Below are 25439 nucleotides of genomic sequence, written 5' to 3'. Positions count from 1 at the left end.
GCCCCGGCCAGGGCCGGAGCCCCGGCCAGGGCCGGAGCCCCGGCCAGGGGCGGACTGCGGGGCGGGGGCGGACTGCGGGCCCGGGACGGAAGCGGTCTGCGGGCCCGGGGCGGGGTGCAGGTGTGGAGACGTCATCGTGGTCACCCGCCCAGCCGGCTCAGCCGCTCGGCGACCAGCGCCGCCGTCGGCCGCACCAGTTCGTCGACCAGCAGCCCGTCGGCGAGCAGCAGGACGCGGTCCGCGTACCCGGCCGCCACCGGATCGTGGGTGACCATCACACAGGTCTGCCCGTCCCGGTCCACACCGGTTCGCAGCAGGGCGAGGATCTCGTGGCCGGTGGAGCGGTCGAGCGCGCCGGTGGGTTCGTCGGCGAAGATCACGTCGGGGCGGGTGACCAGGGCACGGGCGATCGCGACGCGCTGCTGCTGGCCGCCGGAGAGCTCCCCCGGCCGGTGCCGTTCGCGGCCGGCCAGGCCGACCCGGGCGAGCGCCTCCCGGACGGCCGCGCGGTCCGGGCGGGCACCGGCCAGGCGGCCGGGGAGCTCGACGTTCTGTGCGACGGTCATCGCGGGCATCAGGTTGAACGCCTGGAAGACGAACCCCACCCGGCTGCGCCGCAGTTCGGCCAGCCTGCGTTCGGACAGCCGGGACACCTCCGTCGAACCCCAGCGGACGGTGCCACCGGTGGGGCGGTCCATGCCGGCGAGGCAGTGCAGCAGGGTGGTCTTGCCGGAGCCCGAAGGCCCCATCACGGCGGTGAAGGTCCCGTGTTCGAACGCCACCGACACCCCGCGCAGCGCCTGAACGGCGGCGCCGCCCCGCCCGTACTGCCGGTGCAGGTCGTCCGCACGGGCGGCGGGTTCCGCCATCACTGTCGTTCTCGTTTCAGCCATGACTCCATGCTGGCCGGGCCGGGCGCGACGATCGATCGTGCCCGCCCCCGGATCGGCGGTTCGGTTTTCCGAACCCCTCCCGAGGCGTGCCGGGTTGTCCCGCGCCACATCAACCGACGTCTGCCCTGCGTGTACGGTCGGGACCATGGATCCCAGCCGCCGGCCGACTCTCGACGAGATCGAGGAATGCTTCGTCGCGCTCGTCGAGGGCCGTCTGTCCCGGGACGAGGCCGACCGCTGGGCCGCGCGATGGGTGGCCGACGACGAGCTCGAATGGGACGACATCTCCTGGTGGGCGCTCGGACTCCTGCACGGAATCGACCTGCCTGCAGGCCGGCACGCCGCCTACCTGCATGACAACGGCCAGCTCCGTGACTGGCTCGCCGAACTGAGGAGGCGCCGGACGGTCTGACGCCCGTCACGGTCGGGTCGTACGCCTACGGGAAACCGATGATGCCGGGGGCTGCCGGGGCTGCTGGGGCTGGGCTGCCCCGGGCTTCCGGGGCCGACGACCGCGGCGGGTCATCCGCAGAGGCCCCGGGCCCACCGTCCGAGCCCCACCGCGCGGACGGGCTACGCGGACCACCGCGCCCCGGGTGACCGGAGGCGGGCCCTGGGGGACCACCGCGGTGACCGCTCCGGCGCCGCGCGTCGTCAGTCCGTCGCGCGGGCCCGCTCGGTGATGTTGCGGGCCATGCCGCCGAAGACCACGCTGTGGAACGGCGCGACGGACCACCAGTAGGCGTGTCCGGCCAGACCGTGCGGGTGGAACAGCGCCCGTTGGCGGTAGCAGGCGGCGCCGTCGCCGTCCGGGGTGACCGACAGCTCCAGCCAGGCCAGGCCCGGCAGCCGCATCTCGGCCCGCAGCCGCAGCAGCCGTCCCGGCTCGATCTCCTCGACGCGCCAGAAGTCCAGCGAGTCCCCGACCCGCAGCCGTCCCGGGTCCCGCCGCCCACGGCGCAGGCCGACGCCGCCGACCAGGCGGTCCAGCCAGCCGCGCAGCGCCCAGGCGAGCGGGAAGGAGTACCAGCCGTTGTCGCCCCCGATGCCCTCCACGACCTGCCAGACGGCGCGCGGGGAGGCCTGCACGGAACGCTCCCGGACGTCCTCGTAGAGGCTGCCGCCCGCCCAGTCGGGGTCCGTGGGCAGAGGGTCACTGGGCGCGCCGGGCAGGGAGGCCGAGGACCAGCGGGTGACCACCTCGGCATCGCGGATCCGGCGCAGGGCGAGTTCCACGGCCCGGTCGAAACCGATCAGTCCGCCCGGCGGGTCGGGCACCCACCGGGCGATGTCGTGCTCGCCGCACACCACCCGGTACCGCAGCGACTCGACCAGCGGCCGGGCGATGGCGTTCGGCACCGGGGTGACCAGGCCCACCCAGTGGCTGGACAGCCGCGGGGTGAGCACCGGCACCGCGACGATGACGCGGCGGCGCAGCCCGGCGGTCCGGGCGTAGCGCTGCATCATGCCCCGGTAGGTGAGGACGTCGGGCCCGCCGAGGTCGAAGACCCGGTTCACCTCCGGCGGCAGCCCGGCGGCGCCGACCAGGTAGCGGAGCACGTCCCGGACGGCGATCGGCTGGATCCTGGTCCCCACCCAGCTCGGGGTGACCATCACCGGCAGTCGCTCGGTGAGGTAGCGCAGCATCTCGAACGACGCGCTGCCGGATCCGATGATCACCGCGGCGCGCAGCTCGGCGGTGGGCACGCCGCTGCGCCGCAGCGTGCGGCCGACCTCGGCGCGCGAGCGCAGGTGGGGCGAGAGCTGCTGCTCGGGCACGTCGCCGGGGATCAGCCCGCCCAGGTAGACGATGCGGGACACGCCGGCCGCGGCGGCAGCCTCGCCGAAGGCGCGGGCGGCCTCGCGGTCGGTCTCCTCGAAGCCGGATCCGGTGCCCAGCGAGTGGACGAGGTAGTAGGCGACGTCCACTCCTTCGAGGGCGGCGGGGAGCGTGTCGGGGCGGGTGACGTCGCCGGTGACGGTCTCGACCTGTGCCCGCCACGGCTGGTCGCGCAGCCGGCCGGGGTCGCGGACCAGGCAGCGCACCGGGTGACCGGCGGCGAGCAGCTCGGGGACGAGGCGGCCGCCGATGTATCCGGTGGCGCCGGTGACCAGGCAGCGCTGCGCGGTGGGAGGCTGGTGGGTCATGCCCGCTCCTTCGCCCGGTGGTCACAGGCCGGCGGGCGCTGCTCGGTTCCGGGGTGCTCGGTGTGATCCCAGGATCTCGCGCATCGTCCGGAGCCGGCGACCGGACGGACCCGGCGGCCGCCGCGGGCCGGTGGCCGGCTCCGGGCCGGTGGCCGGCTCGGACCGGTGGCCGGCTCGGACCGGTGGCTGCTCGCCGATCGACCGCCTCCGCCGCTCCCCGCCGCGTCACGGTCACCTGTACGGCTTCGCGCCCAGGGCTGGTGGTGACCGAGACATCGCACTGTCGAGGACGCGATGGTCACCACGCAAAGCTTTCGACGGGTATGCGCCGACGGCCTTTCCACGGCGCTGACGCCTGGAGCGATGAGCCGTTGCCATCGAACCGGCGCCCACCCTCAGGTAGGCCCTTTCCGGGGCGGGAGACCAATCCCTGCCACAGGCCGTCGACGTCACGGCGGTGATGCGGAAATTCCCTGCACCGTTGACCGGATTCGGTCACGACACTCCGTTGAACATCCACGCGGGTGGGTGCCGTCCACAGGATGACCCGGCTGCGTCACGATCCACCGAGCCCACCCGGCACACCAGCTCGTACGCCCGGAACAGCCGACCGCATCCGCGCATGTACCCCGTACCCGCACCCGTACCCGGCGGCGACCGTCCTCTCCGTCAGGTCGGCGCCGCCGAGCACGGCCGCCGCAGGCTCGCCGTTGAGCGCGAGCCAGGCCATGTTCGCGGAGTACGCCTGACAGCCGGGCGCCGACTCCCGTTCGAACAGGGCGTCCCGCTCCGAACCGCAGGCGGCCGTGACCTGGCCGGGGTTGAGCGCGACGCTCTCACCCGGGGCCGGGTTCTCCCGCCCGCCCGGCGCGGGCTCCCGGCGGGCGGGCCTGCGGCACCTCACGCGGCTGAACGCTCGTCACGCGCCCTCGTCACGTGCCGTCGCCCACGTGCCGAGGAAGCACCGCGTGAGGCCCTGCAGCCGGCAGATCAGGCGAGCAGCGACTCGAAGCTCGCGACGAGCTCCGCCGGGGACGGCATGGCCGCGTTCTCCGCCCGCATGGCGCCCGCCGACTTCCGCAGCGCCTCGTCGGTGAGCAACCGGTCGAGCAGGCCCGCGTCCACGGTGTCCGCCGCCGACCGCAGTGCGAAGCCGTACGCCTCAGCGGCGGCGACGTTGATGAAGTGGTCCGCTCCCTGAGGAAGGATCAGCTGCGGAACGCCCAGTGCGGCAGCGGTCATCATGGTGCCGGAGCCACCGTGGTGCACCACCGCGTCACAGGCGTCCAGCAGTTGGGCGAGGGGCACCCACGGCAGCGGCCGGACGTTGGCCGGCAGCTCGCCCAGCGGCGCCAGGTCCGTGTCGCCGACCGCGAGCAGGATCTCCGCGTCGAGGCCGCCCGCCTGCTCCAGCAGGCGCTTGACGGGTGCGACCCCCTCCCACTCCGTGACCACGGTGCCCAGCGTCACCGCGATCCGCCGCCGCGTGCCGCGCCCGACCAGGTCCGCCGGGACCGTCCCGCCACCGTTGAACGGCACGTACTGGACGCGCCAGCCACCGCCGTCCCCGCCGAGCGAGGCCGGAACGACGTCCAGGACGGTGGACTCGGCGGGGCCCTCCAGGCCGTGCGCCCGGTACTCGTCCGCGAGCAGACCCGCCAGGAGACCGGGCATCCCGCCGGTCGACACACCGAAGTTGTGCACCACCGCGGGGATGCCGAGCTTGGCGGCCACCAGCGGTGCGGCCGGCTGGAACGGGGCGTGCACCAGGACGTCCGGCCGCCAACCGGCCGCCACGGCCAGCAGTCCGTCGATGGTCACCCGGCCGTGCTCGGCGAACCCCCGCGCGGCCAGCGCCATCGTCTCGTCGTCCGGCCGCTCGTCGTCCGCGAAGTTGACGTCCGGGAGGACCCGGGCGAAGGCTGCGCGGACGTCCGTCCCGTCGCCCACGTCGACGGCGGGCAGCCCGGTGCTCCGGAGCTGCTCGATCGGGGTCTGCCCCGCGAACAGGACGTCGTGGCCGGCCGCCCGCAGGGCCTGCGCAGCCGGCACCAGCGGGAATATGTGGCCGACCGAGGCGGGGGCGGCGAAAAGAATACGCACAGCAGTGCTCCCTCGTACTGGAGTTCGTTGGTGCGAAAACGTATCAGCCACATGGAGAATTCATTCCTGGGCTGAAAGCACAAGAACGGCACTTTTCATCACCTCGAATCCTGTTCCATCGGATATAACGTTCCACGGCTCGCGTCAGAGCGGCAGGTGAGCGGCCAACACCCGGGTGGCAAAGTCGTCCTGAGTCAATGTCAGCGCGACGGCGGACGCAGGGGATCCTCGACGGCACGCCGATCGAGTCGGACCGCCTCGCGGGTGGCCGAGAGAGCGACGACGGCCTGTCGTTCGGCCAGAAGCACAAGGTGTTCGGGGGAAACTCCAGTTCCATCCGAGCCACTCGCGTCCACGCCCTTCCCTTCCTGGACAGGCGACCGACGGCCTGCCCACCCTCGCGGACGAGGGCTGCATCGGCACGGGCATCGGCATCCTCATTCCACTCCGACGCCCAAAGGGCAAGTCCGCTCCGGAACTTCACGTCGCCGCCCGCGACAGACCGCGAACCGCAGGCAGCGTGGAAGGAACGGCGGCCGGCCGGTGAGCCGCGACGCCGGGCAGCACAAGGAGCGCCACACGATGGAGTGTTGCATCGCCAAGGTCCTGACGTGGCGTGACAGGGCGGCCTGACCACGCGCTACGACACGACGCCCGCGAGCTACACGGCGGGGCTCCGCTTCGCGGATCCGTCATCGGGAGGCGCAGCCTCAACCCGGTCCGCGGCATCGGCGCCGATGGACGGACCGGACGCGGTCCTAATACGGCCGCCGTAGTTCGTTGTTGGTACGAGCGGGGTGGCCGGAGAGACGAAGCTCGGTTGCGCCGCACCAGGAGACCTACCTGTGAGCGGTTAATAGGTTGCAGACCTCCGGAAGGGAGTGTCAGATCCCGGCTATGACCATTGTGCTGGGAACGCCGACTTCAGGCGGGGTGTGCGAGGCCATGGGCGCGCTGCGCGAGTGGCAGTACGACGGAGCGCCGATGCAGCTGCATCCGGGGGACATCGGCTGGAACCATCGGTTCGGAACGGCTGAGACGGCCGCGGTGGTTCGGACCTGGAGCCGGAGCGGACGGATCCTCGCCGTCGGGCTGCTGGACTCGCCGACGCTGTTGCGGATGACGGTCGCTCCCGACGCCTTCCAGGACGAGGACTTGGCGCGGCGGCTTGTCGAGGACTTTTCGCTGCCTGAGCGCGGCGTACTGCCGGAAGGAGCGGTGTACATCGAGGCGCCGCTGGGCCTGCTGCTTCACGACCTGCTGGCCGAGGAGGGCTGGGGCGTCGACGAGCCGTGGACGCCGCTCTTCCGCGACCTCGCAGAAGCGGTGGAGGACCCAGGCGTGCGGATCAAGACGATCGGTCCGGAGCAGGCGCAGGACTTCGCCGACGTTCTGCGGTCGGCGTTCAACACCTCGCGGCCTACCCGCGAGTACTGGCATGCGATGTCGGCGGGGCCGTTCTATGCCGACGCCCGCTGCCTGGGCGCCTACGACGACCAGGGCAGCCCGGTGGCGGTGGTGACGGTCTGGTCGGCCGGCCCGGGGAAGCCGGGACTGGTCGAGCCGATGGGCGTCCACGAGGACCACCGCGGTCGCGGGTACGGCCGGGCAATCACCGTCGCCGGGGCGGCCGCGCTCCGGGAGATGGGCTCGTCGAGCGTTCGTGTGTGCACACCGAGCTCCAACGTCGGTGGCGTCGCCACGTACAAGGCGGCGGGGTTCGAGGCGAGGCCGGAGATCGGCGACCGGATCCGCAAGGCCTGACGCTGATACAGCCCTGGCCCTGCGATCCCGGGGGTCCGCCGAGCGAGCCGCCAGCAGCCTCATCCGGTGCGGGTGGCTCGTCGCTGGTAGTGACAGGTGCGGGCGTGGTGTTGACGGTGGCGGCGCCATCGTGACCAGGCCCGCCGGGCTGCCGCCGTGGGAGCGCACCCGTGCGCGCCCGGCGGTCGCCGGGGGTCAGCGCTCGTCGTCCCCGCGCGGCCCGTGGATGGTGCGCTCGGCCTCGGTGATGGGGACGTCGTTGATGCTCGCCTCGCGCCGCCGCATCAGGCCGTCGGGGGCGAACTCCCACAGTTCGTTGCCGTGGCTGCGCCACCACTGGCCCTCGTCGTCGTGCCACTCGTACTGGAAGCGGACGGCGATGCGGTCGCCGGTGAAGGACCAGAGCTGCTTGCGCAGCGCGTACTCGTGCTCCCTGGCCCACTTGTCGGTGAGGAACGCGGTGATCTCCTCGCGCCCGTTGACGAACCGGTCGCGGTTGCGCCAGACCGAGTCGGGTGTGTAGGCGAGGGCCACGCGCTGCGGGTCGCGGGTGTTCCAGGCGTCCTCGGCCGCCTGGACCTTGGCGGCGGCGGTCTCCGCGGTGAACGGAGGGAGCAGGGGGCGTGCGGATGACATGGGGACTCCGTGGTGGGAGGGCGTGCGGGGCGGTCAGAGGGTTTCGGGAGTGCCCGGCGGCAGCCGGCGGAGGCGGCCGACCAGGTCGGGGGCGGCGAAGGCCTCGGTGATGCGGGCCGGGTCCTCGACGAAGTGCTCCCACGACTCGAAGTGCAGCGGGACCACCTGGCGGGCGCCGAGCGTGCGGGCCAGTTCGGCGCCCTCGGCCGCGCTCAGCGAGAAGGCGAGCTCCCCGGTGCTCGGGAAGTGCGCGTCGCCGAGGTGCAGGAAGGCCGTGTCGACGGCGAAGCGTTCGGCGATCTCGTCCAGCGCGGCATGACGGGTGGTGTCGCCCGAGAAGTAGAGCGTGCCGCCCTCGTACTCCACCACGAACCCGGTGACCGGGCCGGTGACCGACTCGGTGCCGGCCGGGCCGTGCCGGGCCGGGGTCGCGGTCACCGTGACGGTGGTCGCGCCGACGGTCGTCCTGACGCTCTCCCAGGGGCCGAGGCCGGTCGCCCTGCCGCCCAGCCGGGCGGCGGCCTCCGGGGTGGTGAGCACCGCACCCGCCCGCGCGGCCACCTCCCGGCCTGCGCGGTCGAGGTTGTCGGCGTGCTGGTCGTGGGAGAGCAGGACCAGGTCGACGGGCGGCAGCTGCCCGGGGCCGAACGCCGCCCCGGCGGTGCGGCGCAGCGGGCGGGCGGCGGGGTACTCGCCGGGTTCCTGGTCGAGGGCCGGGTCGGTGAGGATCGTCAGGTCGCCGATCCGCAGCAGGACGGTGGCGGTGCCGAGGTAGGTGACGGTGACCGGTGTGGCGGTGGCCGGGGTCGCGGTGACCGGCTTGTCCGTGACCGTGGTCGCGGTGACCGTGGTGGCCATGGCGGACGCTCCTTCGACGAGGGCGGCTGGGCGGCTGGGCGGCTGGAAGGCAGGGCGGGACAGGCTGGGCGGGGGTCAGCGCGCGGCGGCGGCGTCGATCTTGGTCTGAAGCGCCTTCAGCAGGTCCTGGAGCAGTCCGATGGTGATCTCGTCCGTGAGGTTGCCCTCCCCGTCGAAGCGCTCGTGCGAGCGGAAGACGATGACCTCGGGCTTCACCACGACGTCGCTGTCGGTCCAGACGAAGACCTGGCGCAGCGCCAGCTGGGCGCGGACGCTGCCGAAGTTGGTCGGGGCGGCGCCCAGGATCGCGGTGGGCTTGCGGTGCAGCGGCAGGCCCTCGGTCTTGGTCCAGTCGGTGCTCAGCCAGTCGAGGGCGTTCTTGAGGACGCCGGGGATGGAGTAGTTGAACTCCGGCGTGGCGATGAGCAGGCCGTCGGCGGCCTGGACGCGGCGGCGCAGGTCGTTGACGATGGCCGGCCGCTTCTCGGGGGTGTCGAGGTCCTGGTCGTACGCGGGGATGTCGCGCAGGCCGTCGTAGATCTCGATCTCCTGGCCGCCGGGGTTGAACTTCCGGGCGGCGTGCAGCAGCCGGGTGTTGTGCGAGTCGGAGCGCAGCGAACCGGAGATGGCGAGGATCTTGGCGGTGGCCATGGTGGGACTCCTTGAGAAGCGTGAGGCGGTGTTCGGCAAGGGAGTTGTCGGACCGTCCGGTGAACCGGGCGGCTTCGACACCGAGAAAACTAAACCGATCAGTTCATCGTGTCAACCGAACGGTTCAGTCTTGACAGTGAACTGAATCGTGTAGTTCATTCGAACCATGACCACTCCGAGCACCACCACGACCGCCGCCACGAGCGCCACCACGCCCGCCGCCACCACCACCCCGGCCGCCACGCACCCGGTCGCCGCCCAGGCCGGCGCGGCCACTGCCACGCGGTCCACCGTCCGCGTCGTTCGCCCCGTCCACACCTACGAGGGCGCGGGCTTCCCCGTCCGCCGGCCCTTCCCCACCGCCGAGCTGCCGTTCCTCGACCCCTTCCTGATGGTCGACCAGGTCGGCCCGGTCGAGCTCGCGCCGGGCGAGGCCAAGGGCGCTCCCCCGCACCCGCACCGCGGCTTCGAAACGATCCAGTACGTCATCGCCGGCGACATCGCGAACGCCGACTCCCGCGGCCACCGCGCGGTCGTCCGGGGCGGTGGCGTGCAGTGGCTCACCGCGGGTTCCGGAATCGTCCACGAGGCCCTGCCCACCGAGGAGTTCCTCGCCGAGGGCGGCCTCCAGCACATGCTCCAGATCTGGGTCAACCTGCCGGCCCGGCTCAAGGCCGTCCCGCCGCGCAGCCAGAACGCCGAGGCCGGCGACCTCCCCGTCGTCACCACGGAGGACGGCGCCGAGCTCACGGTCATCGCCGGCAGCACCCACGGCGCCACCGGCCCGTTCACGACCCACACGCCGGTCCTGGTGGTGCACGCCCGCCTCGCACCCGGCGCCCGGGCCGACTTCACCGCGCCGGCCGGGCACAACGCCATGCTGTACGTGATGTCCGGCGAGGCCGCCACCCCCGACGCGCAGCTCCCCGACGGCCACCTCGCGGTGCTCGCGCAGGACGGCGAGCGGTTCACGGTCGAGGCCCGGGGCGGGACGGCCGAGGTCCTGGTCCTGGCCGGTGAGCCGATCGGTGAGCCCGTCGCCCGCAGCGGGCCCTTCGTGATGAACACCGCCGCCGAGCTGTACCAGGCCCAGCAGGACTTCAGCCGCGGCCTGATGGGGCGGCTCCCCCTGTGAGCCCCTCCTGCCGGCCTGACCCGGCCCGTTCCGCTGACACGTCCGGATTTGCCACCTTTGCGAACCAAACCGTTCAGTTCATATACTGAGAAACCCCCGAGAAACCCCCGGACCGGACCCACCCCCGAGGCCGGGTCCTCCCCGGAACCAGGTCTCCCCCGGACCAGAACGCAAGAGGACACCACCATGGGCGTCGACGCTGCAGGCACGGCAGGCACGGCTGGCACGGCAGGCACGGCTGACGCGACGGATGAATTCGGCATCCCGATCATCCCCGACCCCACCGACTCGGCCCAGCGGAAGCGCCGGGCCATCATCGACTCGGCACTCACCGAATTCCTCGCCGAGGGCTACTCGGCCGCCTCCATGGACGCGATCACCAGCCGGTCCGGAGTCTCCAAGGCGACCATCTACAAGCACTTCGGCAGCAAGGAACGCCTGTTCCTGGCCGTCATCGGCGGCATCCTGCCCCAGACGTACGCCGGGCTCGAATCCTGCACCGCCACCATCGTCGAGGCCACCAACCTGCGGACGGCACTGGTCGACGTCACCACCGCATGGGCCCGCATCCTCCTGCGCCCGGACATCATGTCGCTGCGCCGGCTGGTCATCGGCGAGACGGAGCGCTTCCCGCAGCTGGGCCAGCTCTGGTACCGGGTCAGCTATGACATGATCAACGGCCCGCTGACCGAGGCCTTCACCGAGCTGGACCAGCTCGGCGTCCTGGACGCCCCCGAACCGGCACTCGCCGTCCAGCAACTCGTGGCCACCACCATCGGCGTCCCCCAGCTGACGGCCACCTTCGCCCCCGACACCACGTTCGACGACGCCGAACTCGCCCGCCTGATCACCTCGGGCGTCGACCTCCTGCTCGCCCGCTACGCACGCTGACACCCCGCTCCGCCCCGCTTCACCCCGCTCCGCCCCGCTCCGCCCCGCTCCGCCCCGCTCCGCCCCGCTTCACCCCGCTCCGCCTCACGCCGACACACGCGGGATGGCGGCCGGAACTGGCGACGGAGCAGGCACGAGACCAGCCACCGGCCCAGATCCACCGCCCCACCCGGACGCACCGCCGCACTCCAACGCCGCACTCCACTGCGGCACTCCACTGCGGCGCGTCCCGGGACCGGCGGGGGCTCCCCCGCGATAGGAATGGCACCGAGGGCCGGTCCCAAGCGGAGGAGCCAGCAGCGTGAACCAGCAAGTCGATGCACAACTGCGAGACCTGAGAGCAGAGTTGGAGCCGGGAGATGCGACTCCCGCGCTGGTCGCGGCCGTCGCGGCCGGCCGCGCACCGCTCGGTGCGCTCGCCGAACTGGCCGCCCAGCAACAGCGGATCATCACCTCCGACCGCCGCAGCCTGCTCCTGCTCGCCACCCGCTGCGCCGACCGCCCCCTCGGCGCCTGGTTCGCCACACTCGCCGTAGGCGAGAGCGCCGCCCTGCGCACGCTGCCTGCACTCGCCGCCGCCTGCGGAACCGTCCTGGACCGGACCGCCGACCACCCACCCCTGTCCGACCAGCCACCCCTCCCCCACCACCCGCCCTTGCCCGGCTGCCAGGCCTACCCCGCCTACCTGGCCTGGCTCGCGCTCAACGGCCTGCCGACCGCCGCGGCGGCCGCACTGATCGCCAACTTCGCAGCCTGGGGCGGCTACTGTGCCACCATCGCCGAAGGGCTGCGCCGCCATTACGGGTTCGACGACGAGGCCTGCGCCTTCTTCGACTTCTTCGCCCAGCCCGCCACCGCCCTGGAACAGCAGGCCGCCGCCGCCCTCGCCGCGGCCGCCCTGAGCTCCGCCGAACTCGTCGCCGCACGCGAGTACGGCACCCTTCTCCAGGCCTACGAACGGCTGTTCTGGGAGACGCTCGCCGCACTCCCCACCGGCTGAGCGGCCGACGGCAGGCGGCACACGCAGTCGAGCGCAACCACCGGCGCAGCCCCGCACCCGCCACCCCGCACCCGGCACCCGGCACCGCCGACGGGCCGGCCCGGGATCACGTCCATCACGCCAAGGACCGACCGTCGGTGAGCGCCGTCGCCGAGCACGTGCCGTCGCCGAGCACGTGCCTGCGCCCAGCAGGTACCTGCGCCCCGGCGGCGACCGGTCGGAGTCGAGGGCGATCCGCCGCCCCTTCGCGGCTCGTACGGACCCGGCCGTCGGCCCGCGGTCGGTGCCGGCGATCGGTCACTCCTCCTCACCGTCGGATGGGCCGCAGCAGTGCTTCGTGGGGGGACGGCGCGCCGGCCCGTGCCGACCGCCGCCCAGTCCCGCCTCGTTCCCGTGGACCGAACAGCCCTGCCCTCGCGAACACATGACATCGTGGACACGTCAAAACACCGTGGAGGGGAAGTGACAGTGGAACGCTCGGGCGGGCCGACGGTCCTGGTCGACGGCGAGTGTGAGATGGCGTACGGCGCGCCCCGGCCGCGTCTGCGGGAACACGTCCTCGGGTACCGGGGGTACCGGTTGGCGTCGGACCGGGCCCGGCGCCGGCTGGAGGTACCCACGGACGTGGTGACATTGACGATCGGGTTCGAGGGGTCGATCCGGCTCACCGACGCGGTCGCCACGGCTGACACCGCTTCGTTCGGTTCGGTCCTCGCCGGGATGCGGCGGACCGCCACGATCGCCGAGCACGGCGGTCGGCTGCACGGCCTGGCGGTGTCGCTCACCCCACAGGGTGCGTACCGGATCCTCGGCCCGGCGCTCGGAGACCTGGACGGCCGGTGGACCGATGCCACCGCCGTCTTCCCCGGCCGTGCCGGCCGGGAGTTCACCGAGAAGCTGCACGACGCGCCGAGCTGGAGGGCGCGATTCGCCCTGCTCGACGCCCACTTCGACGCGCGGTTCGCCACCGGCCGTGTGTGGGACCCGTCCGCGGCCTGGGCCTGGGAGCAGTTGCGCGCCTCGCACGGCCGGACGTCGGTACGGGCGCTGGTGGACGGCACCGGCTGGAGCCGTCGCCGGCTGGAACAGCGCTTCCGTGAACACCTCGGCCTCGCACCGAAGCAGGCGGCCGACATCCTCCGGCTCCAGCACGCGCTGCTGGCCTTCGAGCGGCGGCCCGGATGGGGCGGCGCCAGGATCGCCGTCCACTGCGGCTTCTACGACCAGGCCCACCTCACCCACTCCTTCCGCGCCATGGTGGGCTGCTCGCCGAGCCGGTTCTTCGCCTCCCGCCGGGCCGCCCAGGTGCCCGAGCCGACGGATCGCCTGACCGGGCGGGTGACCACCGCGATCGAGGCCGTGGAACGGGGGCACGCCGGCTGACCGAACCGGTACTGCGCATTCCTACAATCCCCGCCCGCGTTCCGTACGGCAGGCTGGACCGAACGGGGCGGCGTCGGGGGGGCCGCCCCGGGCCTGGCGTCCCGAACGAGGACGGGAGCACACCGACGCCTTCACACCGCTTGGGCGACCAGGTGCGACCCCTGCGATTCGGTGCGACCCTGCGGCCGTGCGGGCGGATTACCCACTCCTGCTGGGATGTTGGACCGCGCGCCGTGACCCGGTGGCGGGAGTCAGATACCCCAATGGCCTGTCTGACAAATGATCATATGGCCGGTGAGCGGAGCCTAGTGCCGTATCAGGCAACGTTCGCCCTGCCGGAGGCCCTGCCTGTCCATGGCTTCGGCCGCTGGTGATAATCGTCCGATGAGCGCCATCGAACGCCCTTTGCCGCCCCTGAACGCCGACGAGCGCACCACGCTCGAAAGCTGGCTTGACTTCCACCGCGCCACCCTCGCCATGAAGTGCGAGGGCCTGGACGATGAGCAAGCCATCGTCGCGTCCGTGCCACCGTCCGGCTTCACATTGACCGGCCTCGTCCAGCACATGGCGGAGGTGGAGCGGAACTGGTTCCGCCGAGTGTTCGCCGGAGAACAGGCCCTGCCCATCTACGACCCGCGGGCCGACCCTTCTGACCCCGACGGCGGCTTCGAACTGGCCGAGGGCGCCACACTGCACGACGCTCTGGCCACCTGGCACGCGGAGATCGCCCATGCCCGCGAGCTCTGCGCCGCCCGTGCCCTGACCGACACCGGCCGTTTCATGGAGCAGGACGTCAACCTCCGCTGGATCTACGTCCACATGATCGAGGAGTACGCCCGCCACAACGGCCACGCCGACCTGCTTCGGGAGCGCATCGACGGCACCACTGGTGTATGACACCAGATCAGTTAGGGTCCGACCTATTGTGAGGTGACGCGCCGCCGGGTTCCGTGCCGGGCGGCGCGTCGCGTCAGGGTGCTTGGGTGGCTGAACGTGTGCGCGTGCGCGAGATCGATGACGATGAGGGATAGCGGCTGCTGCGGATCATCCGCAGGGGCACCGGGTCGGTGGTGACCTGGCGGCGGGCCCAGATGGTGCTGCTGTCGGCCCAGGGTATGCCCGTGGCGAAGATCGCCGAGGTGACCTTCACCAGCGCGGACCGGATCCGGGACGTGATCCACGACTTCAACGTCGACGGCTTCGCGGCGCTCTACCCGAAGTACAAGGGTGGTCGGCCGAGGACCTTCACCCTTCCCGAGCGCCGCGAGATCAAGAAGACCGCCAAGTCCAAGCCGGCCGAGCACGGCCTGCCGTTCTCGACCTGGAGCCTGGCCAAGCTGGCCGACTTCCTGGTCGCCGGGGGGTGGTCGACGACATCAGCCACGAGGGCCTTCGGGTCCTGCTCCGCGAGGAGGGCGTCTCCTTTCAACGCGTGAAGACCTGGAAGACCTTGAAGGATCCCGACTACGAAGCGAAGAAGGCCCGCGTCGAGCACCTCTACGCGATCGCCCACGGCGAGGTCATACCCGAGGAGGGCGAGCCCGAAGTCATTTTCTGTCTGGACGAGTTCGGCCCGCTCAACCTCCAGCCACACCCTGGCCGGCAGTGGGCCGAGCGCGGTCGCAAGGGCAAGGATCCCGACCGCGAGCCGCGGCCGAGGCGTCGGGATACCTACACCCGCCCGCACGGGCTGAGGCACCTGTTCGCCGCCTATGACCTCGCCAAGGACAAGCTCTACGGCCACATCAAGAAGACCAAGAACCGGTCGAAGCTCCTGGAGTTCTGCCGGTACCTACGCAGCCTGTGACCACCAAGCGCTGCCGCCGGGTGGCGAAGTGGGCCGAAGCGAACAACGTCGAAATCGCCTACACCCCCACCGACTCCTCATGGCTGAACCGCATCGAGGCCCAGTTCACCGCCCTGCGCTACTTCACCCTCGACGGCACAGACCACGCCAGCCACAAGGAGCAGGGCAGCATGATCCGCCGCTACATCATCTGGCGGAACAAGCACGCCACCGACGAACGCCTACGCAAGATCGTCAACAGGGCGAACGTTGCCTGATGCGGCACTAGGATCCGGGAGGCCAGGACAAGGCCGGTGCGGTAGCAGTCGGTGAGCCTGTCCAGTCTGGCGGCGATCGCACGGAACTTCTTGAGGCGGGCGACGCAAGTGGAAATCAGTTGCCGCACGCCTGGCGTGCTGCTCGAATCGCCGCGTGGAAACCTACTTGGAAACCGAGCGGATGACGCTCCGCCGCTTCACCGAGGCAGACGTCGACGACCTGACCGCCTTGCACGGCCACCCCGACGTTATGCGGCACATCGATGACGGCCGTCCCATTCCCAGGACCGTCGTCGAGGAGCAGCAGTTCCCGCACATCCTCCGCGAGTACGACGAACTCCCCAGCGGCCAGGGATGCTTCGCCGCGACAGAGAAGTCATCCGGGGCGTTCTTGGGGTGGCTCTCGCTGCGGCCCGCGACCAGTGTCGGCCTGAACGGCGGAACGGAGCTGGGCTACCGGATGCTCCCGTCCGCCTGGGGTCTGGGCTATGCCACCGAAGGCGCGCTGGCACTGGTGAACCACGCGTTCACCGAGCTGAAGATGGACCGGATCGTGGCCACCACGATGACGGTCAACACCGCGTCGAGGCGGGTCATGGAGAAGGCCGGCTTGTCCTTGATCCGCACGTTCTTCGAGGAGTGGGATGAGCCCATCGAGGGGGCCGAGCACGGCGACGTCGAATACGCGGTCACACGCGAAACCTGGGCCCGCCGGCGCGACCGCCAGTAGTCACCAATTCGGCGAATCCACAGATCTTGATAATGAATCGCGCATGCTGAAGGGAGCCTTCCGGCGAAACAGGGCAATGTCGCGGTGGAATCCCACCATGAGGTCGCCGGCAGGGGTGAAGACGGCGGTGCGTGGACTGCTGACCGCCAGGCACGCCGTCACGGTGCGGGAACGGAGGTCCCAGATCCGGGCCGTTCCGTCCCGGCTTCCGGTGACGGCCACGGGGGTGCCGTCGAGGGTGGTGCACGCCACCGCACGCACGGGCCAGACCGACCGCAGCCGGTCCTCCCCTGCACCTGCTGCCCCATCCCGTGGACACACACCACCCGGGCCACTACACCCACCCCCCCAGACGAGTACGACCGGCCCTGAGGCTCTACACCTACCAGCCTTCGGCCGCCCTCCGTAGGAAAACTCCCGCACCCGCCGTCGAACCCGCCGGTCGTCCCGGTGCCGCGCCTCCGGTGCCGCGTCCCCCGATGCCGCGCCTCCGGTACCGCGTCGCCCGGCAGGTGGACGCGGCGGCGGGGTAGGGTCCCGATCATGAACGACGGAATCGACGCTCCGGGCGTACCGGGCGTACCGGGCACGCTGGGCGCGGTGGGCAGCGACTCGACGGCGGACGCTCCTGGGCCGGACACCGCGGATCCCGAGCAAGAGGGGCTGCACGTCTGGGCCCGCGAGCACGGCATCACGGTCAACGATCGCGGCCGCATCCCGTCCCGCATCAGGGACGCGTACGAGCAGGCGCAGGCGACGGACGGTCCGGCCCCGCGCAACGCCTGACACCGCAACTCGGGTGGGCCACGGCGGCGTTCCGGGCGGGACTCCGCCGGACAGGGCCTAAACACCCCCGATCGGCCGCGTTTCCCCCGGTTTGCACCACCGCGTTGCATAGCGTCGGTGCCCTCCCGACCGAGCCGCGGTCGACAGGCCCAGGAGACCGGCTGCCGTGCAACGCAAGTGGTGGACCCTCGTCGCCGTTTCTGTCGCGACGTTCATGCTCCTGCTCGACATCACGGTGGTCAACGTCGCCCTGCCGTCGATCCGCAAGGACCTCGGTGCCAGCTTCACCGACCTCCAGTGGGTGTTCGACGCCTACGCGCTCTCCCTGGCCGCACTGGTGCTGACCGCCGGTTCGCTCGCCGACCGGCTCGGCCGCCGCCGGGCCTTCGCCGCCGGCCTGGTGATCTTCTCCGGCGCCTCGCTGCTCTGCGCACTGGCGCCGAACCCGACCTTCCTCAACGTCTCCCGGGCCGTCCAGGGTGTCGGCGGAGCGGTGATGTTCGCCGTCTCGCTCGCCCTGGTCGCCCAGGAGTTCCCGCCGGGCCGCGAGCGCGGCACCGCCATGGGCCTGTACGGCGCGACCATCGGCGTGGCGGTCGCGGTCGGCCCGCTGGTCGGCGGGGCGCTCACCGACACGCTCGGCTGGGAGTCGATCTTCTACCTCAACGTGCCGATCGGGGCGGCCGCCCTGGTGGTCACCTATCTCAAGCTGGCCGAGAGCCGCGACCCGAACGCCACCAGGGTCGACTGGGCGGGTGTCGCGACCTTCAGCACCGCCCTCTTCCTGTTCGTCCTGGCCCTGGTACGCGGCAACGCGGAGGGCTGGGGCAGCACGCTGATCGTCTCGCTGTTCGCCGGCTCGGCCGTGCTGCTCACCGCGTTCGTGGTGGTCGAACTCCGCGTCCCCGAGCCGATGCTGCCGCTCGGGCTGTTCCGGCGGCACGCGTTCACCGGGGTGCAGCTGGCCGCGTTCGCGGTGTCCAGCTCGCTCTTCGCGCTGTTCCTCTACCTGACGCTCTACCTGCAGAACTACCTCGGGCTCTCGCCGTTCGCGGCGGGCGTGCGCTACCTGCCGATCACGATGCTCAGCTTCGTCGTGGCCCCCGTGGCCGGCCTGCTGCTCTCGCGGGTGCAGGCGCGGTTGATGCTCTTCGTCGGGCTGGTCGCGGTCGGCGCGGGTCTGCTGCTGATGGGCGACGTCCAGGCCGACGACGAGTGGACGGGGCTGCTGGCCGGCTTCCTGGTCGGCGGCGCGGGCGTCGGCCTGATCAACCCGGTGATCGCGGACGTGGCGGTGAGCGTGGTTCCGAAGGAGAAGAGCGGCATGGCGGCCGGGATCAACGACACCTTCCGGCAGGTCGGCATCGCGGTGGGCATCGCCGTCTGGGGGGCGATCTTCGTCGGCCGGGGCGCCGACAAGGTCCGCGAGCTGACCGCCGGAACGCCGACCGCGGAGGGCTCCCAGCCTCGCGAGCTGATCGAGGCCGCCTCCTCCGGCAGTCTGCCGCAGGTACTGGACGCCGTGCCCGAGCCCGCCCGACAGGCCGTCCGGGACGCCGCCCGCGCGGGGTTCCTCGACGGCCTCAACACGGTGCTGCTGCTCGGCGGATTGGTCAGCCTGGTGGGCGCGGTGCTCGCGCTCTGGCTGGTCCGGGAGAGCGAGATCGACCGCGAGGAGGTGTGACACGGGGCGCGCCGACCGTCCCGGGTCCGCGGAGGGGCTCCCTCCGCGGACCCGGAACACGACCGGTCACGACGCGGCGTGACGGGGCATGACGGGGCTTGACATGGGCAGTACGTGGCTTGACGGGGCGGTACGTGGCATGGCGGGCCGTAGCTGGCCGTAGCGGGGTACGACGGGGCTTGGCCGCCGGGTATCCGGAGAGGCCGCCCCGGCTCCTCAGCCCTGGTACTGGACGACGATCTTGGTGAACTCGTACGGGGACTGCGCGATGCCGCTGCAGGCGTCGGCGTCCGCGCCGGAGCCGCAGGCGCGGTCGCGGTTGACCGCCCAGAAAGCGAAGCGGGCGAGGTGGTGCTGCTTCGCGTAGGCGAGGATGGTGCGGAAGTCGGCGGTGGTGACGGTCTCGCCGGCCTCGTCGGTCTTCCCGTTCATCGACGACACGCCGATGTGCCGGAACGCGGCGTCGTCGCTGTAGCCGTACGCGCTCTTGACCGCGGCCTTCAGTCCGTCCAGCGCGCCGACCGTGGCCTGGCCCATGGTGCCGCTGTGGCCACCGAAGTCGAAGGGCATGACCACCCAGCCGTCGTTGGCCAGCCCCGCCGCCGCGCCCCGCTTGATCAGGTCCTTGCCGGTGGCGTCCGGCCCGGTCGGGGTGGTGCCCATGGTGATGTAGGTGACGATGCCGGGGTTCTTCGTCTTGACGATCTTCAGGGCGTCCACCACCCGCTGACGGACCGTCGCGTTGGAGAACTCGGTGTTCTCGATGTCGATGTCGAGGGCCTTCAACCCGTAGGCGTCGATCACCTTCTGGTAGGCGCCGGCCAACGCGCTCGCACTGGAACACTTCTCGCCCAGCTTGTTGCCGCTCCACCCGCCGACCGAGACCATGACGTCGCCGCCGGCCGCCCGGATCGACTTGATCGCGGCCTCGTCGGAGCCGCCCGCCAGCGGCCGGCTGCCGTCCCACTTCGGGTTGCAGCCACCGTCGGAGAGGATGAAGGCGAGGGTGAACCACTTCACCCCGGTCGCCTTCATCACGTCGGTGGGCTTCTGGGGGCTGCCCCAGCCGAGGTACTCGTACGGCGCGGCGGCCATTCCCGGCACGGCGGCCGCGGCGGCGGGCGCCGCCTGCGCAGCTGCGGCGGCGTTCACGGGGGCCAGCAGCAGGGCGGCCGAACCGAGGGCGGTGGCGAGCAGCGGGGCGGTGAGACGGACCCCGATAGCCTTGTGCATGCCAACTCACTTTCGTCGAAGCCGCCGCACGGGGCGACGGGCCAGGGGGAGAGCAGAGGAACGGGGAAGCGGTGGAGCGGGAGAGCGGGGAAGCGGTGGAGCGGTGGAGCGGGAGAGCGTGCCCGCGGCAGCCATGATGGGCGCCACCAGAATCGGGGCACCGGAGCCACGCGGTCAATGACTTTCGTTAGGAAAGTTTCCCAATGGTCACCAGGGTCAACCTCCGATGCCGCCCCGCATCTTGACGAATCAAGTAAAGCTCCCTAACTTGAACGCCCTCACCCCCAGCCAGGAGCCCCACACTCCCCCGCCGCCCCCGGAGGCCCCGGTGTCATCCCCAGGTCTGTCCCGAAGAATCGGCCTCTTCCAGGCCGTCACGATCAACATGAGCCAGATGTGCGGCATCGGACCGTTCGTCACCATCCCGCTCATGGTCGCCGCGTTCGGCGGCCCCCAGGCGGTGATCGGCTGGATCGCCGGCGCCGTCCTCGCCCTCGCCGACGGCCTGGTCTGGGCCGAGCTCGGCGCCGCGCTCCCCGGCGCCGGCGGCACGTACGTCTACCTCCGCGAGGCCTTCCAGTACCGGACCGGGCGACTGATGCCGTTCCTCTTCGTCTGGACGGCGATGCTCTTCATCCCCCTGATCATGTCCACCGGCGTGGTCGGCTTCGTCCAGTACCTCGGCTACCTCTGGCCGTCGATGACGGACAGCCAGGGCGACCTGGTGGGCCTGGCGTTCGTGGCGCTGGTGGTCCTGCTGCTCTGGCGCCGGGTGGAGAACATCGCCAGGCTCACCACCGTGATGTGGGTGGTGATGATCGCCTCCGTCCTGGCCGTCATCCTCGCCTGCTACACCCACTTCAGCCCGGGCCGCGCCTTCGACTGGCCCGCGCACGCGGTCGAGTTGTCCCACAGCCAGTTCTGGCTCGGCTTCGCGGCCGGCCTGACCATCGGCATCTACGACTACCTCGGGTACAACACGGCCGCATACCTGGGCGCCGAGGTCCGACAGCCGGGACGGGTACTCCCGCGCGCGATCGTGCTCTCCATCGTCGGAATCATGGCGATCTACCTGCTGCTCCAGGTGGGCGTCCTCGGCGCGATGGACTGGCACGCCATGCTCGACCCGGACTCGGTGGCCTCCAAGTCGGTCGCCTCCGCGGTTCTTGAGAGCACCTGGGGCAAGGGTGCGGCCGACGTCGTCACGGTACTGATCCTGATCACCGCCTTCGCCTCCGTGCTGGCCGGGCTCCTCGGCGGATCCCGCGTGCCGTACGACGCGGCGCGGGACGGGGTGTTCTTCCGCGCCTTCGGCAGACTGCACGCGAAGCACGGCTTCCCGGTCTACGGGCTCGCCGCGATGGGCGTACTCACGGCGGCGGGCTTCCTGCTCGGGCGCCACCTCGGCAGCAACGCGGCCCACCCGCCGCTCACGGTGCTGATCAACCTGCTCACGACGGTGATGGTGATCGTCCAGGCGCTCGCCCAGATCGTCGCGGTGAGCGTACTCCGGCGCCGCCAACCCGGATTGGCCCGACCGTACCGGATGTGGCTCTACCCGGCCCCCGGCGTCGTGGCGGCCGTCGGCTGGCTGGTCATCTACGGTTACGCGGACCGCAACGCGCCCGGCTTCCACCCCATCGAGTGGTCACTGGCATGGGTGGCGGCCGGCGGCGGGGCGTTCCTGCTCTGGGCACGGACGGAACGGACGTGGCCGTTCGGACCGCGCGAGATACGGGAGCAGTTCGCCTCGGCCTGACGGACGTTGAAGGGCATGGCCTCGGGGCAACGGCTCCGAGGCCGCACCCGTTCACGGGAGTCGGCCCGCGATCCCCTTCTCGACACGACGCCTGATCCGCTCGAACGACTCGGGGAGGCCGTCCACCAACTCGGCATCGAGGCGGCGACGTTCAGCCCGGAGGAGCCGCGCGGCAGGGGCGCGGGAGCAGCGGACGAACCACCAGGGGTAGATGCGGTGGATCACTGGGCGCCACCCGGGGCGGTCCAGTGGATGCGCAGGTGGTGGACGCCCTCGGGGAGGACGACCGGGAGCGACAAGGGTCTGTTGTAGTTGAGGCGTTCAGCGACGACGCGCTCGGCGGCCGGACCGGTGAGGTAGTGCTCGAACCACTGCCACTGGGGCCTGCGGAGCGGGCGGAACCGGAGGGCGGACCAGAGCACATCCAGGTCGGCGGGGAGGAGGAGGTAGGCAATCGGACGGCGGGCCTCGGCGTTCTGGTCGCGCCGCATCGCGGACCGCGTCGTAAACCACTGGCCGATCGCAGCGTCCCGGAGGGAAGCTGTGCCCCATGACGACGACCTTAATCACCGGGGCCAACAAGGGCCTCGGCTACGAGACCGCCCGCCGCCTGATCGCCGCGGGCCACACCGTCTACCTGGGAGCGCGCAACGTCGAGCGGGGCAAGGCAGCCGCTGCCGAGCTCGGCGCCCGGTTCGTACAACTCGACGTCACCGACGATGCGTCGGTCGCCTCCGCGGTGGCCACCGTTGAGGCCGACGGCGCCGCCCTGGACGTCCTGGTCAACAACGCCGGAATCGAGGTGCGGTCACCCGAGGGCGAGATCATCGGCGCCGCGGAACTGACCGCCGACGTGATGCGGGAGGTGTTCGAGACCAACGTCTTCGGCCTGGTCCGGGTGACCCACGCCTTCCTGCCACTGCTGGAACGCTCCGCCGTCCCGGTCGTGGTCAATGTCAGCAGCAGCCTGGCCTCCCTGGCCCACGCCGGCAAGGGGTACCCGGGGGCCGCCTACCCGGTTTCCAAGACCGCGGTCAACATGCTCACCGTGCAGTTCGCCAAGGCGTTCCCGCGGATGCGGATCAACGCCGTGGAGCCCGGCTACACCGCGACGGACCTGAACCGGCACGAGGGCTCGCAGACCGTCGAGCAGGGCGCCGAGATCATCGTTCGGATGGCACAGCTGGGTCCGGACGGCCCGACCGGCGGCTACGTCGACGCGGCGGGTCCTCTGCCCTGGTAGGCGACGGGGTTGACGGGCGCCGCGCCGGGACCGGCGCGGGGCCCGTCCCGCCGCTCAGCTGTCGAACCAGACGACGAGCCGCACGTTGTCGTCACCGTGTGTCGAGGCCAGAGCCTCCATGACCGTCCAGACGGGCTTCCACTCGCCGTCCTCCGTCACCGCGTCCCTCCGGCGCATCGTCTCCGCGCGGTAGAGGATGTCGTCGATGAGCCATTCGCTACCCTCGAGCCACTCCTGCGGCTGCCCCATCGCCGAGTCCGGCAGGCCGACGGCCTGCGCGAACCGGGGGGGGACCAGGCGGCCTTGCCCGTCAGTCGGAGTCCGTCCGCCGTCTGCCGGTACTGGTGCAGCCGACCGTCGGGCCGCTCCGCGGGCTCGTTCCAGTCGACCGCCTTCAGTTCGACCCAGGTGATCCAGGTGACCCCCTGGACCGCCTCCCACACGGTGAACCGGTCCACTTCGGAGCGGACGGCCTCGGGGACGACGCCTCCGAGGCCGCACCCGTTCACGGGATCCGGCCCGCGAGCCCCTTGTCGACGCGTCGCCTGATCCGCTCGAACGACGCAGGGAGGTCGTCCGCCAACTCGGCATCGAGGCGGCGGCGTTCAGCCCGGAGGAGGCGCGCAGTGGGGGCACGGGAGCAGCGGGCGAACCACGCCTGCGGGCGCGTGAGCGGCGGCAGCGCGACCCGCTCATCCGTCACTCCCGCCGTCCTCCCGCGGCACCCCTGTGTCGCGTCGCCCGGCACGGTGCCGGGCCGGGCCGGGCCGGGCTACCACTGTGTGGCAGGGCCGCCGTCTTCGTCTTTGGCACCGAGCGCAGACTTCTCTGGCACTGAGAGCCCACGGATCCGTCCACCCGGTGAGTTGACCGGTATTGCGCTGGCTCGCGGGCCTGCCGATGCTCGACGATGGCATGTATACGTCACGCGGGGGGTGCACGTGAAAGCATCGGTCTCCACCACGAGCGTCAGCGCACGCGACGGCTTCGAGTGGTGGACCCACATGGTCGGTGACCTGGTCATGCCGGTGTCGGTCACCAGCACTCATGCAGACCGCTTCCGCGGCACCGCCACAGCCATCCCGCTGGGCGACACGGACATCTTCGGCTTCACCTTCTCCCCGATGTCAGCCCGCCGGGCTGTTGGCCACATCCGGCGCGGCGACCCGGAACAGTACTTCCTCTTCCTCGTCCACGGCAGTCCCATCGGTATCGACCAGCGTCGCAACACCTCCCTGCTCACTGCGGGGGACATCGCCCTCTTCGACTCTTCCCACCCCCTGAGCTGTGAGTTCCAGGACGAAGGACGCCTGCCACGCGTCACCCTGCTGCGGATATCACGGTCCGCCCTGCCACTGTCCCAGGACCGGACGGACCGACTACTCGGCACCGCACTGCCGGCACACACCGTTCCAGGGACGCTCCTTGCCTCGTACCTGACCGAGCTCCGGTCCCAGGCCGAGCGGTGCGAACCAGCCGAGCTGCGGCGCCTGGGCGGCATCGCGCTCGATCTCACCGCCGCCCTCCTGGCATCGGCGTCCGACAGTACCCTCGCGCTGCCCGCCGAGACCCGCCGGGAGGTCCTGCTGGCGCAGATCGGCGCCTTCATCGACCGCCACCTCGCCGACCCCGACCTCGGGCCGGCCGGCATCGCCGCCCACCACCACATCTCGGTCCGCGCCCTGCACCAGCTGTTCCGTTCCCAACCGGAGACCGTGGCCGCGACGGTCCGGCGCCGCCGGCTCGAACGCTGCCGCGCCGACCTCGCCGATTCCCGCCTGCGCGACCGTCCGATCGGTCCCCTGGCCGCCCGGTGGGGCTTCCTCCTGCCCGCCGAGTTCAGCCGGGCGTTCCGGGCCGCGTACGGCGTCACGCCCACCGAGTTCCGGCACGGGGCAGCCGCACGCCCGCCGAGGTCTGCGCCGAGGCACAAGTGATCCGGCACGGAGCCACAAGAGACCCGGCCCGTGCCGGGTGACGCTGGAATGCCTCCGTCGGGAGGGCGTCACCCGAGAACAAGAGAGAAGAGGACCAACCGTGTTGGGTAGGAAGACACTGCTCGCCGCAGCCGCCGCCCTCGGCGTCCTGGCCTTCCCGCTGGCCGGCGCCGGCCCGGCCTCCGCAGCGGCCCCGAGCCCCGGCTACCAGGTCGGGTGCTGGAGCAACTACTACTACTGGTGCGACCAGGTCGCCGCCAACGGCGTCGTCGCCGAACTGGACATTCACCGCGGTTCCGACACCGGAGGCCACGACCGGGCCACCGCCTGGCTGCACACGAGGACCTACGGCCAGAACCTCTGGGTCCTGACGTCCAACGGCAGCGGCGGCTGGGACTGGCTCGGCATACCGGCCACCAATGACATCGGCGGCGGCTGGTACGACACCGACTTCAGCAAGTCGGACGCCGGTGTCCTGATCAAGGTCGCCGTCTACAACTACGACACCGGCTCCTACATGTACACCAACGCGCACTGAACC

At 71.5% G+C, this 25439-nt stretch carries 25 protein-coding genes and 1 pseudogene; 15 read left to right on the top strand and 11 right to left on the bottom strand.

Annotated elements, in window-relative coordinates; translation table 11 throughout:
* Positions 1-140: 140 nt before the first annotated feature.
* Positions 141-893: an ABC transporter ATP-binding protein gene (locus ACFC1F_RS25330; RefSeq protein ID WP_376161529.1), complete on the bottom strand. Its 753-nt coding sequence runs from the start codon at positions 891-893 to the stop codon at positions 141-143.
* A 145-nt stretch (positions 894-1038) separates the two neighbouring features.
* On the opposite strand from ACFC1F_RS25330, the gene ACFC1F_RS25325 reads away from it, so the two are divergent.
* Entirely contained in the window at positions 1039-1305 is a 267-nt protein-coding gene (locus tag ACFC1F_RS25325) for a hypothetical protein (RefSeq protein WP_376161527.1), read from the top strand.
* 242 nt (positions 1306-1547) lie between these two features.
* On the opposite strand, the gene ACFC1F_RS25320 is transcribed toward ACFC1F_RS25325, so the two are convergent.
* The 3 genes from ACFC1F_RS25320 to ACFC1F_RS25310 form a co-directional block, all read right to left on the bottom strand.
* A complete protein-coding gene (locus tag ACFC1F_RS25320; RefSeq protein WP_376161525.1) occupies positions 1548-3041 on the bottom strand; it encodes an SDR family oxidoreductase in 1494 nt (497 codons plus the stop codon).
* 556 nt (positions 3042-3597) lie between these two features.
* A complete protein-coding gene (locus tag ACFC1F_RS25315; protein WP_376161523.1) occupies positions 3598-3945 on the bottom strand; it encodes a hypothetical protein in 348 nt (115 codons plus the stop codon).
* 86 nt (positions 3946-4031) lie between these two features.
* Positions 4032-5144 (bottom strand): glycosyltransferase, encoded by a 1113-nt coding sequence (locus ACFC1F_RS25310; RefSeq protein ID WP_376161521.1) that lies wholly within the window; start codon positions 5142-5144, stop codon positions 4032-4034.
* 897 nt (positions 5145-6041) lie between these two features.
* Between ACFC1F_RS25310 and ACFC1F_RS25305 the strand changes: the two genes are divergently transcribed.
* Positions 6042-6908, top strand: coding sequence for a GNAT family N-acetyltransferase (locus tag ACFC1F_RS25305; protein WP_376161520.1), 867 nt, complete (start codon positions 6042-6044; stop codon positions 6906-6908).
* A 195-nt stretch (positions 6909-7103) separates the two neighbouring features.
* Here ACFC1F_RS25305 and ACFC1F_RS25300 read toward each other — a convergent pair whose 3' ends face one another.
* The 3 genes from ACFC1F_RS25300 to ACFC1F_RS25290 form a co-directional block, all read right to left on the bottom strand.
* Positions 7104-7544 carry a nuclear transport factor 2 family protein gene (locus ACFC1F_RS25300; protein ID WP_376161518.1) on the bottom strand — a complete coding sequence of 147 codons (441 nt, stop codon included), beginning with the start codon at positions 7542-7544 and terminating at the stop codon, positions 7104-7106.
* A 33-nt stretch (positions 7545-7577) separates the two neighbouring features.
* Positions 7578-8402 carry an MBL fold metallo-hydrolase gene (locus tag ACFC1F_RS25295; protein WP_376161516.1) on the bottom strand — a complete coding sequence of 275 codons (825 nt, stop codon included), beginning with the start codon at positions 8400-8402 and terminating at the stop codon, positions 7578-7580.
* 75 nt (positions 8403-8477) lie between these two features.
* Positions 8478-9053: an NADPH-dependent FMN reductase gene (locus ACFC1F_RS25290; protein ID WP_148640682.1), complete on the bottom strand. Its 576-nt coding sequence runs from the start codon at positions 9051-9053 to the stop codon at positions 8478-8480.
* A 166-nt stretch (positions 9054-9219) separates the two neighbouring features.
* Between ACFC1F_RS25290 and ACFC1F_RS25285 the strand changes: the two genes are divergently transcribed.
* The 9 genes and pseudogenes from ACFC1F_RS25285 to ACFC1F_RS25245 all read left to right on the top strand — a co-directional run bounded on the left by ACFC1F_RS25285 (position 9220) and on the right by ACFC1F_RS25245 (position 18726).
* Positions 9220-10188 carry a pirin family protein gene (locus tag ACFC1F_RS25285; RefSeq protein ID WP_376161514.1) on the top strand — a complete coding sequence of 323 codons (969 nt, stop codon included), beginning with the start codon at positions 9220-9222 and terminating at the stop codon, positions 10186-10188.
* 186 nt (positions 10189-10374) lie between these two features.
* Entirely contained in the window at positions 10375-11079 is a 705-nt protein-coding gene (locus tag ACFC1F_RS25280) for a TetR/AcrR family transcriptional regulator (RefSeq protein ID WP_376161512.1), read from the top strand.
* Positions 11080-11380: 301 nt separating this feature from the next.
* Positions 11381-12079 carry a transcriptional regulator gene (locus ACFC1F_RS25275; protein WP_376161510.1) on the top strand — a complete coding sequence of 233 codons (699 nt, stop codon included), beginning with the start codon at positions 11381-11383 and terminating at the stop codon, positions 12077-12079.
* A 462-nt stretch (positions 12080-12541) separates the two neighbouring features.
* A complete protein-coding gene (locus ACFC1F_RS25270; RefSeq protein ID WP_376161508.1) occupies positions 12542-13462 on the top strand; it encodes a helix-turn-helix domain-containing protein in 921 nt (306 codons plus the stop codon).
* Between the two features lie 384 nt (positions 13463-13846).
* Positions 13847-14359 (top strand): DinB family protein, encoded by a 513-nt coding sequence (locus ACFC1F_RS25265; protein WP_376161506.1) that lies wholly within the window; start codon positions 13847-13849, stop codon positions 14357-14359.
* Between the two features lie 137 nt (positions 14360-14496).
* A pseudogene (locus ACFC1F_RS25260) lies at positions 14497-15526 on the top strand (IS630 family transposase).
* A gap of 154 nt (positions 15527-15680) precedes the next feature.
* The gene (locus ACFC1F_RS25255; protein WP_376161504.1) at positions 15681-16256 is read left to right on the top strand and encodes a GNAT family N-acetyltransferase; all 576 of its coding nucleotides are present in this window, start codon (positions 15681-15683) and stop codon (positions 16254-16256) included.
* Positions 16257-16799: 543 nt separating this feature from the next.
* On the top strand, positions 16800-17042 hold the full coding sequence (locus ACFC1F_RS25250; RefSeq protein WP_376161502.1) for a histone-like nucleoid-structuring protein Lsr2: 243 nt from the start codon (positions 16800-16802) through the stop codon (positions 17040-17042).
* A 166-nt stretch (positions 17043-17208) separates the two neighbouring features.
* Positions 17209-18726 (top strand): MFS transporter, encoded by a 1518-nt coding sequence (locus tag ACFC1F_RS25245; protein WP_376161500.1) that lies wholly within the window; start codon positions 17209-17211, stop codon positions 18724-18726.
* Between the two features lie 216 nt (positions 18727-18942).
* Here the strand turns inward: ACFC1F_RS25245 and ACFC1F_RS25240 are convergent, their stop codons facing one another.
* The gene (locus ACFC1F_RS25240) at positions 18943-19959 is read right to left on the bottom strand and encodes a chitinase (RefSeq protein ID WP_376161498.1); all 1017 of its coding nucleotides are present in this window, start codon (positions 19957-19959) and stop codon (positions 18943-18945) included.
* A gap of 226 nt (positions 19960-20185) precedes the next feature.
* Here ACFC1F_RS25240 and ACFC1F_RS25235 point away from each other — a divergent pair, with 226 nt between their 5' ends.
* Positions 20186-21718 (top strand): APC family permease, encoded by a 1533-nt coding sequence (locus tag ACFC1F_RS25235; protein ID WP_376161496.1) that lies wholly within the window; start codon positions 20186-20188, stop codon positions 21716-21718.
* 221 nt (positions 21719-21939) lie between these two features.
* On the opposite strand, the gene ACFC1F_RS25230 is transcribed toward ACFC1F_RS25235, so the two are convergent.
* On the bottom strand, positions 21940-22209 hold the full coding sequence (locus tag ACFC1F_RS25230; protein WP_376161494.1) for a hypothetical protein: 270 nt from the start codon (positions 22207-22209) through the stop codon (positions 21940-21942).
* A 59-nt stretch (positions 22210-22268) separates the two neighbouring features.
* Here ACFC1F_RS25230 and ACFC1F_RS25225 point away from each other — a divergent pair, with 59 nt between their 5' ends.
* Complete coding sequence (locus ACFC1F_RS25225) at positions 22269-22961, top strand: SDR family NAD(P)-dependent oxidoreductase (RefSeq protein ID WP_376161492.1); 693 nt, start codon at positions 22269-22271, stop codon at positions 22959-22961.
* Positions 22962-23015: 54 nt separating this feature from the next.
* Here the strand turns inward: ACFC1F_RS25225 and ACFC1F_RS25220 are convergent, their stop codons facing one another.
* Positions 23016-23210, bottom strand: coding sequence for a hypothetical protein (locus tag ACFC1F_RS25220; RefSeq protein ID WP_376161490.1), 195 nt, complete (start codon positions 23208-23210; stop codon positions 23016-23018).
* A 256-nt stretch (positions 23211-23466) separates the two neighbouring features.
* Positions 23467-23664 carry a hypothetical protein gene (locus ACFC1F_RS25215; protein WP_209410864.1) on the bottom strand — a complete coding sequence of 66 codons (198 nt, stop codon included), beginning with the start codon at positions 23662-23664 and terminating at the stop codon, positions 23467-23469.
* A 238-nt stretch (positions 23665-23902) separates the two neighbouring features.
* Between ACFC1F_RS25215 and ACFC1F_RS25210 the strand changes: the two genes are divergently transcribed.
* Together ACFC1F_RS25210 and ACFC1F_RS25205 are read left to right on the top strand one after the other, a co-directional pair.
* Entirely contained in the window at positions 23903-24898 is a 996-nt protein-coding gene (locus ACFC1F_RS25210; RefSeq protein WP_376161488.1) for a helix-turn-helix domain-containing protein, read from the top strand.
* 103 nt (positions 24899-25001) lie between these two features.
* On the top strand, positions 25002-25436 hold the full coding sequence (locus ACFC1F_RS25205) for a hypothetical protein (protein ID WP_376161486.1): 435 nt from the start codon (positions 25002-25004) through the stop codon (positions 25434-25436).
* Positions 25437-25439: the final 3 nt, after the last annotated feature.

It is taken from the genome of Kitasatospora sp. NPDC056181 (genome assembly GCF_042266225.1).
GTDB lineage: Bacteria > Actinomycetota > Actinomycetes > Streptomycetales > Streptomycetaceae > Kitasatospora.
This window is presented reverse-complemented; position numbering and strand designations above follow the sequence as displayed.

Bases quoted from the DNA above. Each gene is read 5' to 3' on its own strand.
- ACFC1F_RS25280 (WP_376161512.1), top strand. From the start codon at position 10,375: ATGGGCGTCGACGCTGCAGGCACGGCAGGCACGGCTGGCACGGCAGGC.
- ACFC1F_RS25305 (WP_376161520.1), top strand. From the start codon at position 6,042: ATGACCATTGTGCTGGGAACGCCGACTTCAGGCGGGGTGTGCGAGGCC.
- ACFC1F_RS25330 (WP_376161529.1), bottom strand. From the start codon at position 893: ATGGCTGAAACGAGAACGACAGTGATGGCGGAACCCGCCGCCCGTGCG.
- ACFC1F_RS25320 (WP_376161525.1), bottom strand. From the start codon at position 3,041: ATGACCCACCAGCCTCCCACCGCGCAGCGCTGCCTGGTCACCGGCGCC.
- ACFC1F_RS25285 (WP_376161514.1), top strand. From the start codon at position 9,220: ATGACCACTCCGAGCACCACCACGACCGCCGCCACGAGCGCCACCACG.
- ACFC1F_RS25230 (WP_376161494.1), bottom strand. From the start codon at position 22,209: ATGCGGCGCGACCAGAACGCCGAGGCCCGCCGTCCGATTGCCTACCTC.
- ACFC1F_RS25220 (WP_376161490.1), bottom strand. From the start codon at position 23,210: ATGGGGCAGCCGCAGGAGTGGCTCGAGGGTAGCGAATGGCTCATCGAC.
- ACFC1F_RS25225 (WP_376161492.1), top strand. From the start codon at position 22,269: ATGACGACGACCTTAATCACCGGGGCCAACAAGGGCCTCGGCTACGAG.
- ACFC1F_RS25250 (WP_376161502.1), top strand. From the start codon at position 16,800: ATGAACGACGGAATCGACGCTCCGGGCGTACCGGGCGTACCGGGCACG.
- ACFC1F_RS25235 (WP_376161496.1), top strand. From the start codon at position 20,186: ATGCCGCCCCGCATCTTGACGAATCAAGTAAAGCTCCCTAACTTGAAC.
- ACFC1F_RS25300 (WP_376161518.1), bottom strand. From the start codon at position 7,544: ATGTCATCCGCACGCCCCCTGCTCCCTCCGTTCACCGCGGAGACCGCC.
- ACFC1F_RS25265 (WP_376161506.1), top strand. From the start codon at position 13,847: ATGAGCGCCATCGAACGCCCTTTGCCGCCCCTGAACGCCGACGAGCGC.
- ACFC1F_RS25290 (WP_148640682.1), bottom strand. From the start codon at position 9,053: ATGGCCACCGCCAAGATCCTCGCCATCTCCGGTTCGCTGCGCTCCGAC.
- ACFC1F_RS25240 (WP_376161498.1), bottom strand. From the start codon at position 19,959: ATGCACAAGGCTATCGGGGTCCGTCTCACCGCCCCGCTGCTCGCCACC.
- ACFC1F_RS25325 (WP_376161527.1), top strand. From the start codon at position 1,039: ATGGATCCCAGCCGCCGGCCGACTCTCGACGAGATCGAGGAATGCTTC.
- ACFC1F_RS25295 (WP_376161516.1), bottom strand. From the start codon at position 8,402: ATGGCCACCACGGTCACCGCGACCACGGTCACGGACAAGCCGGTCACC.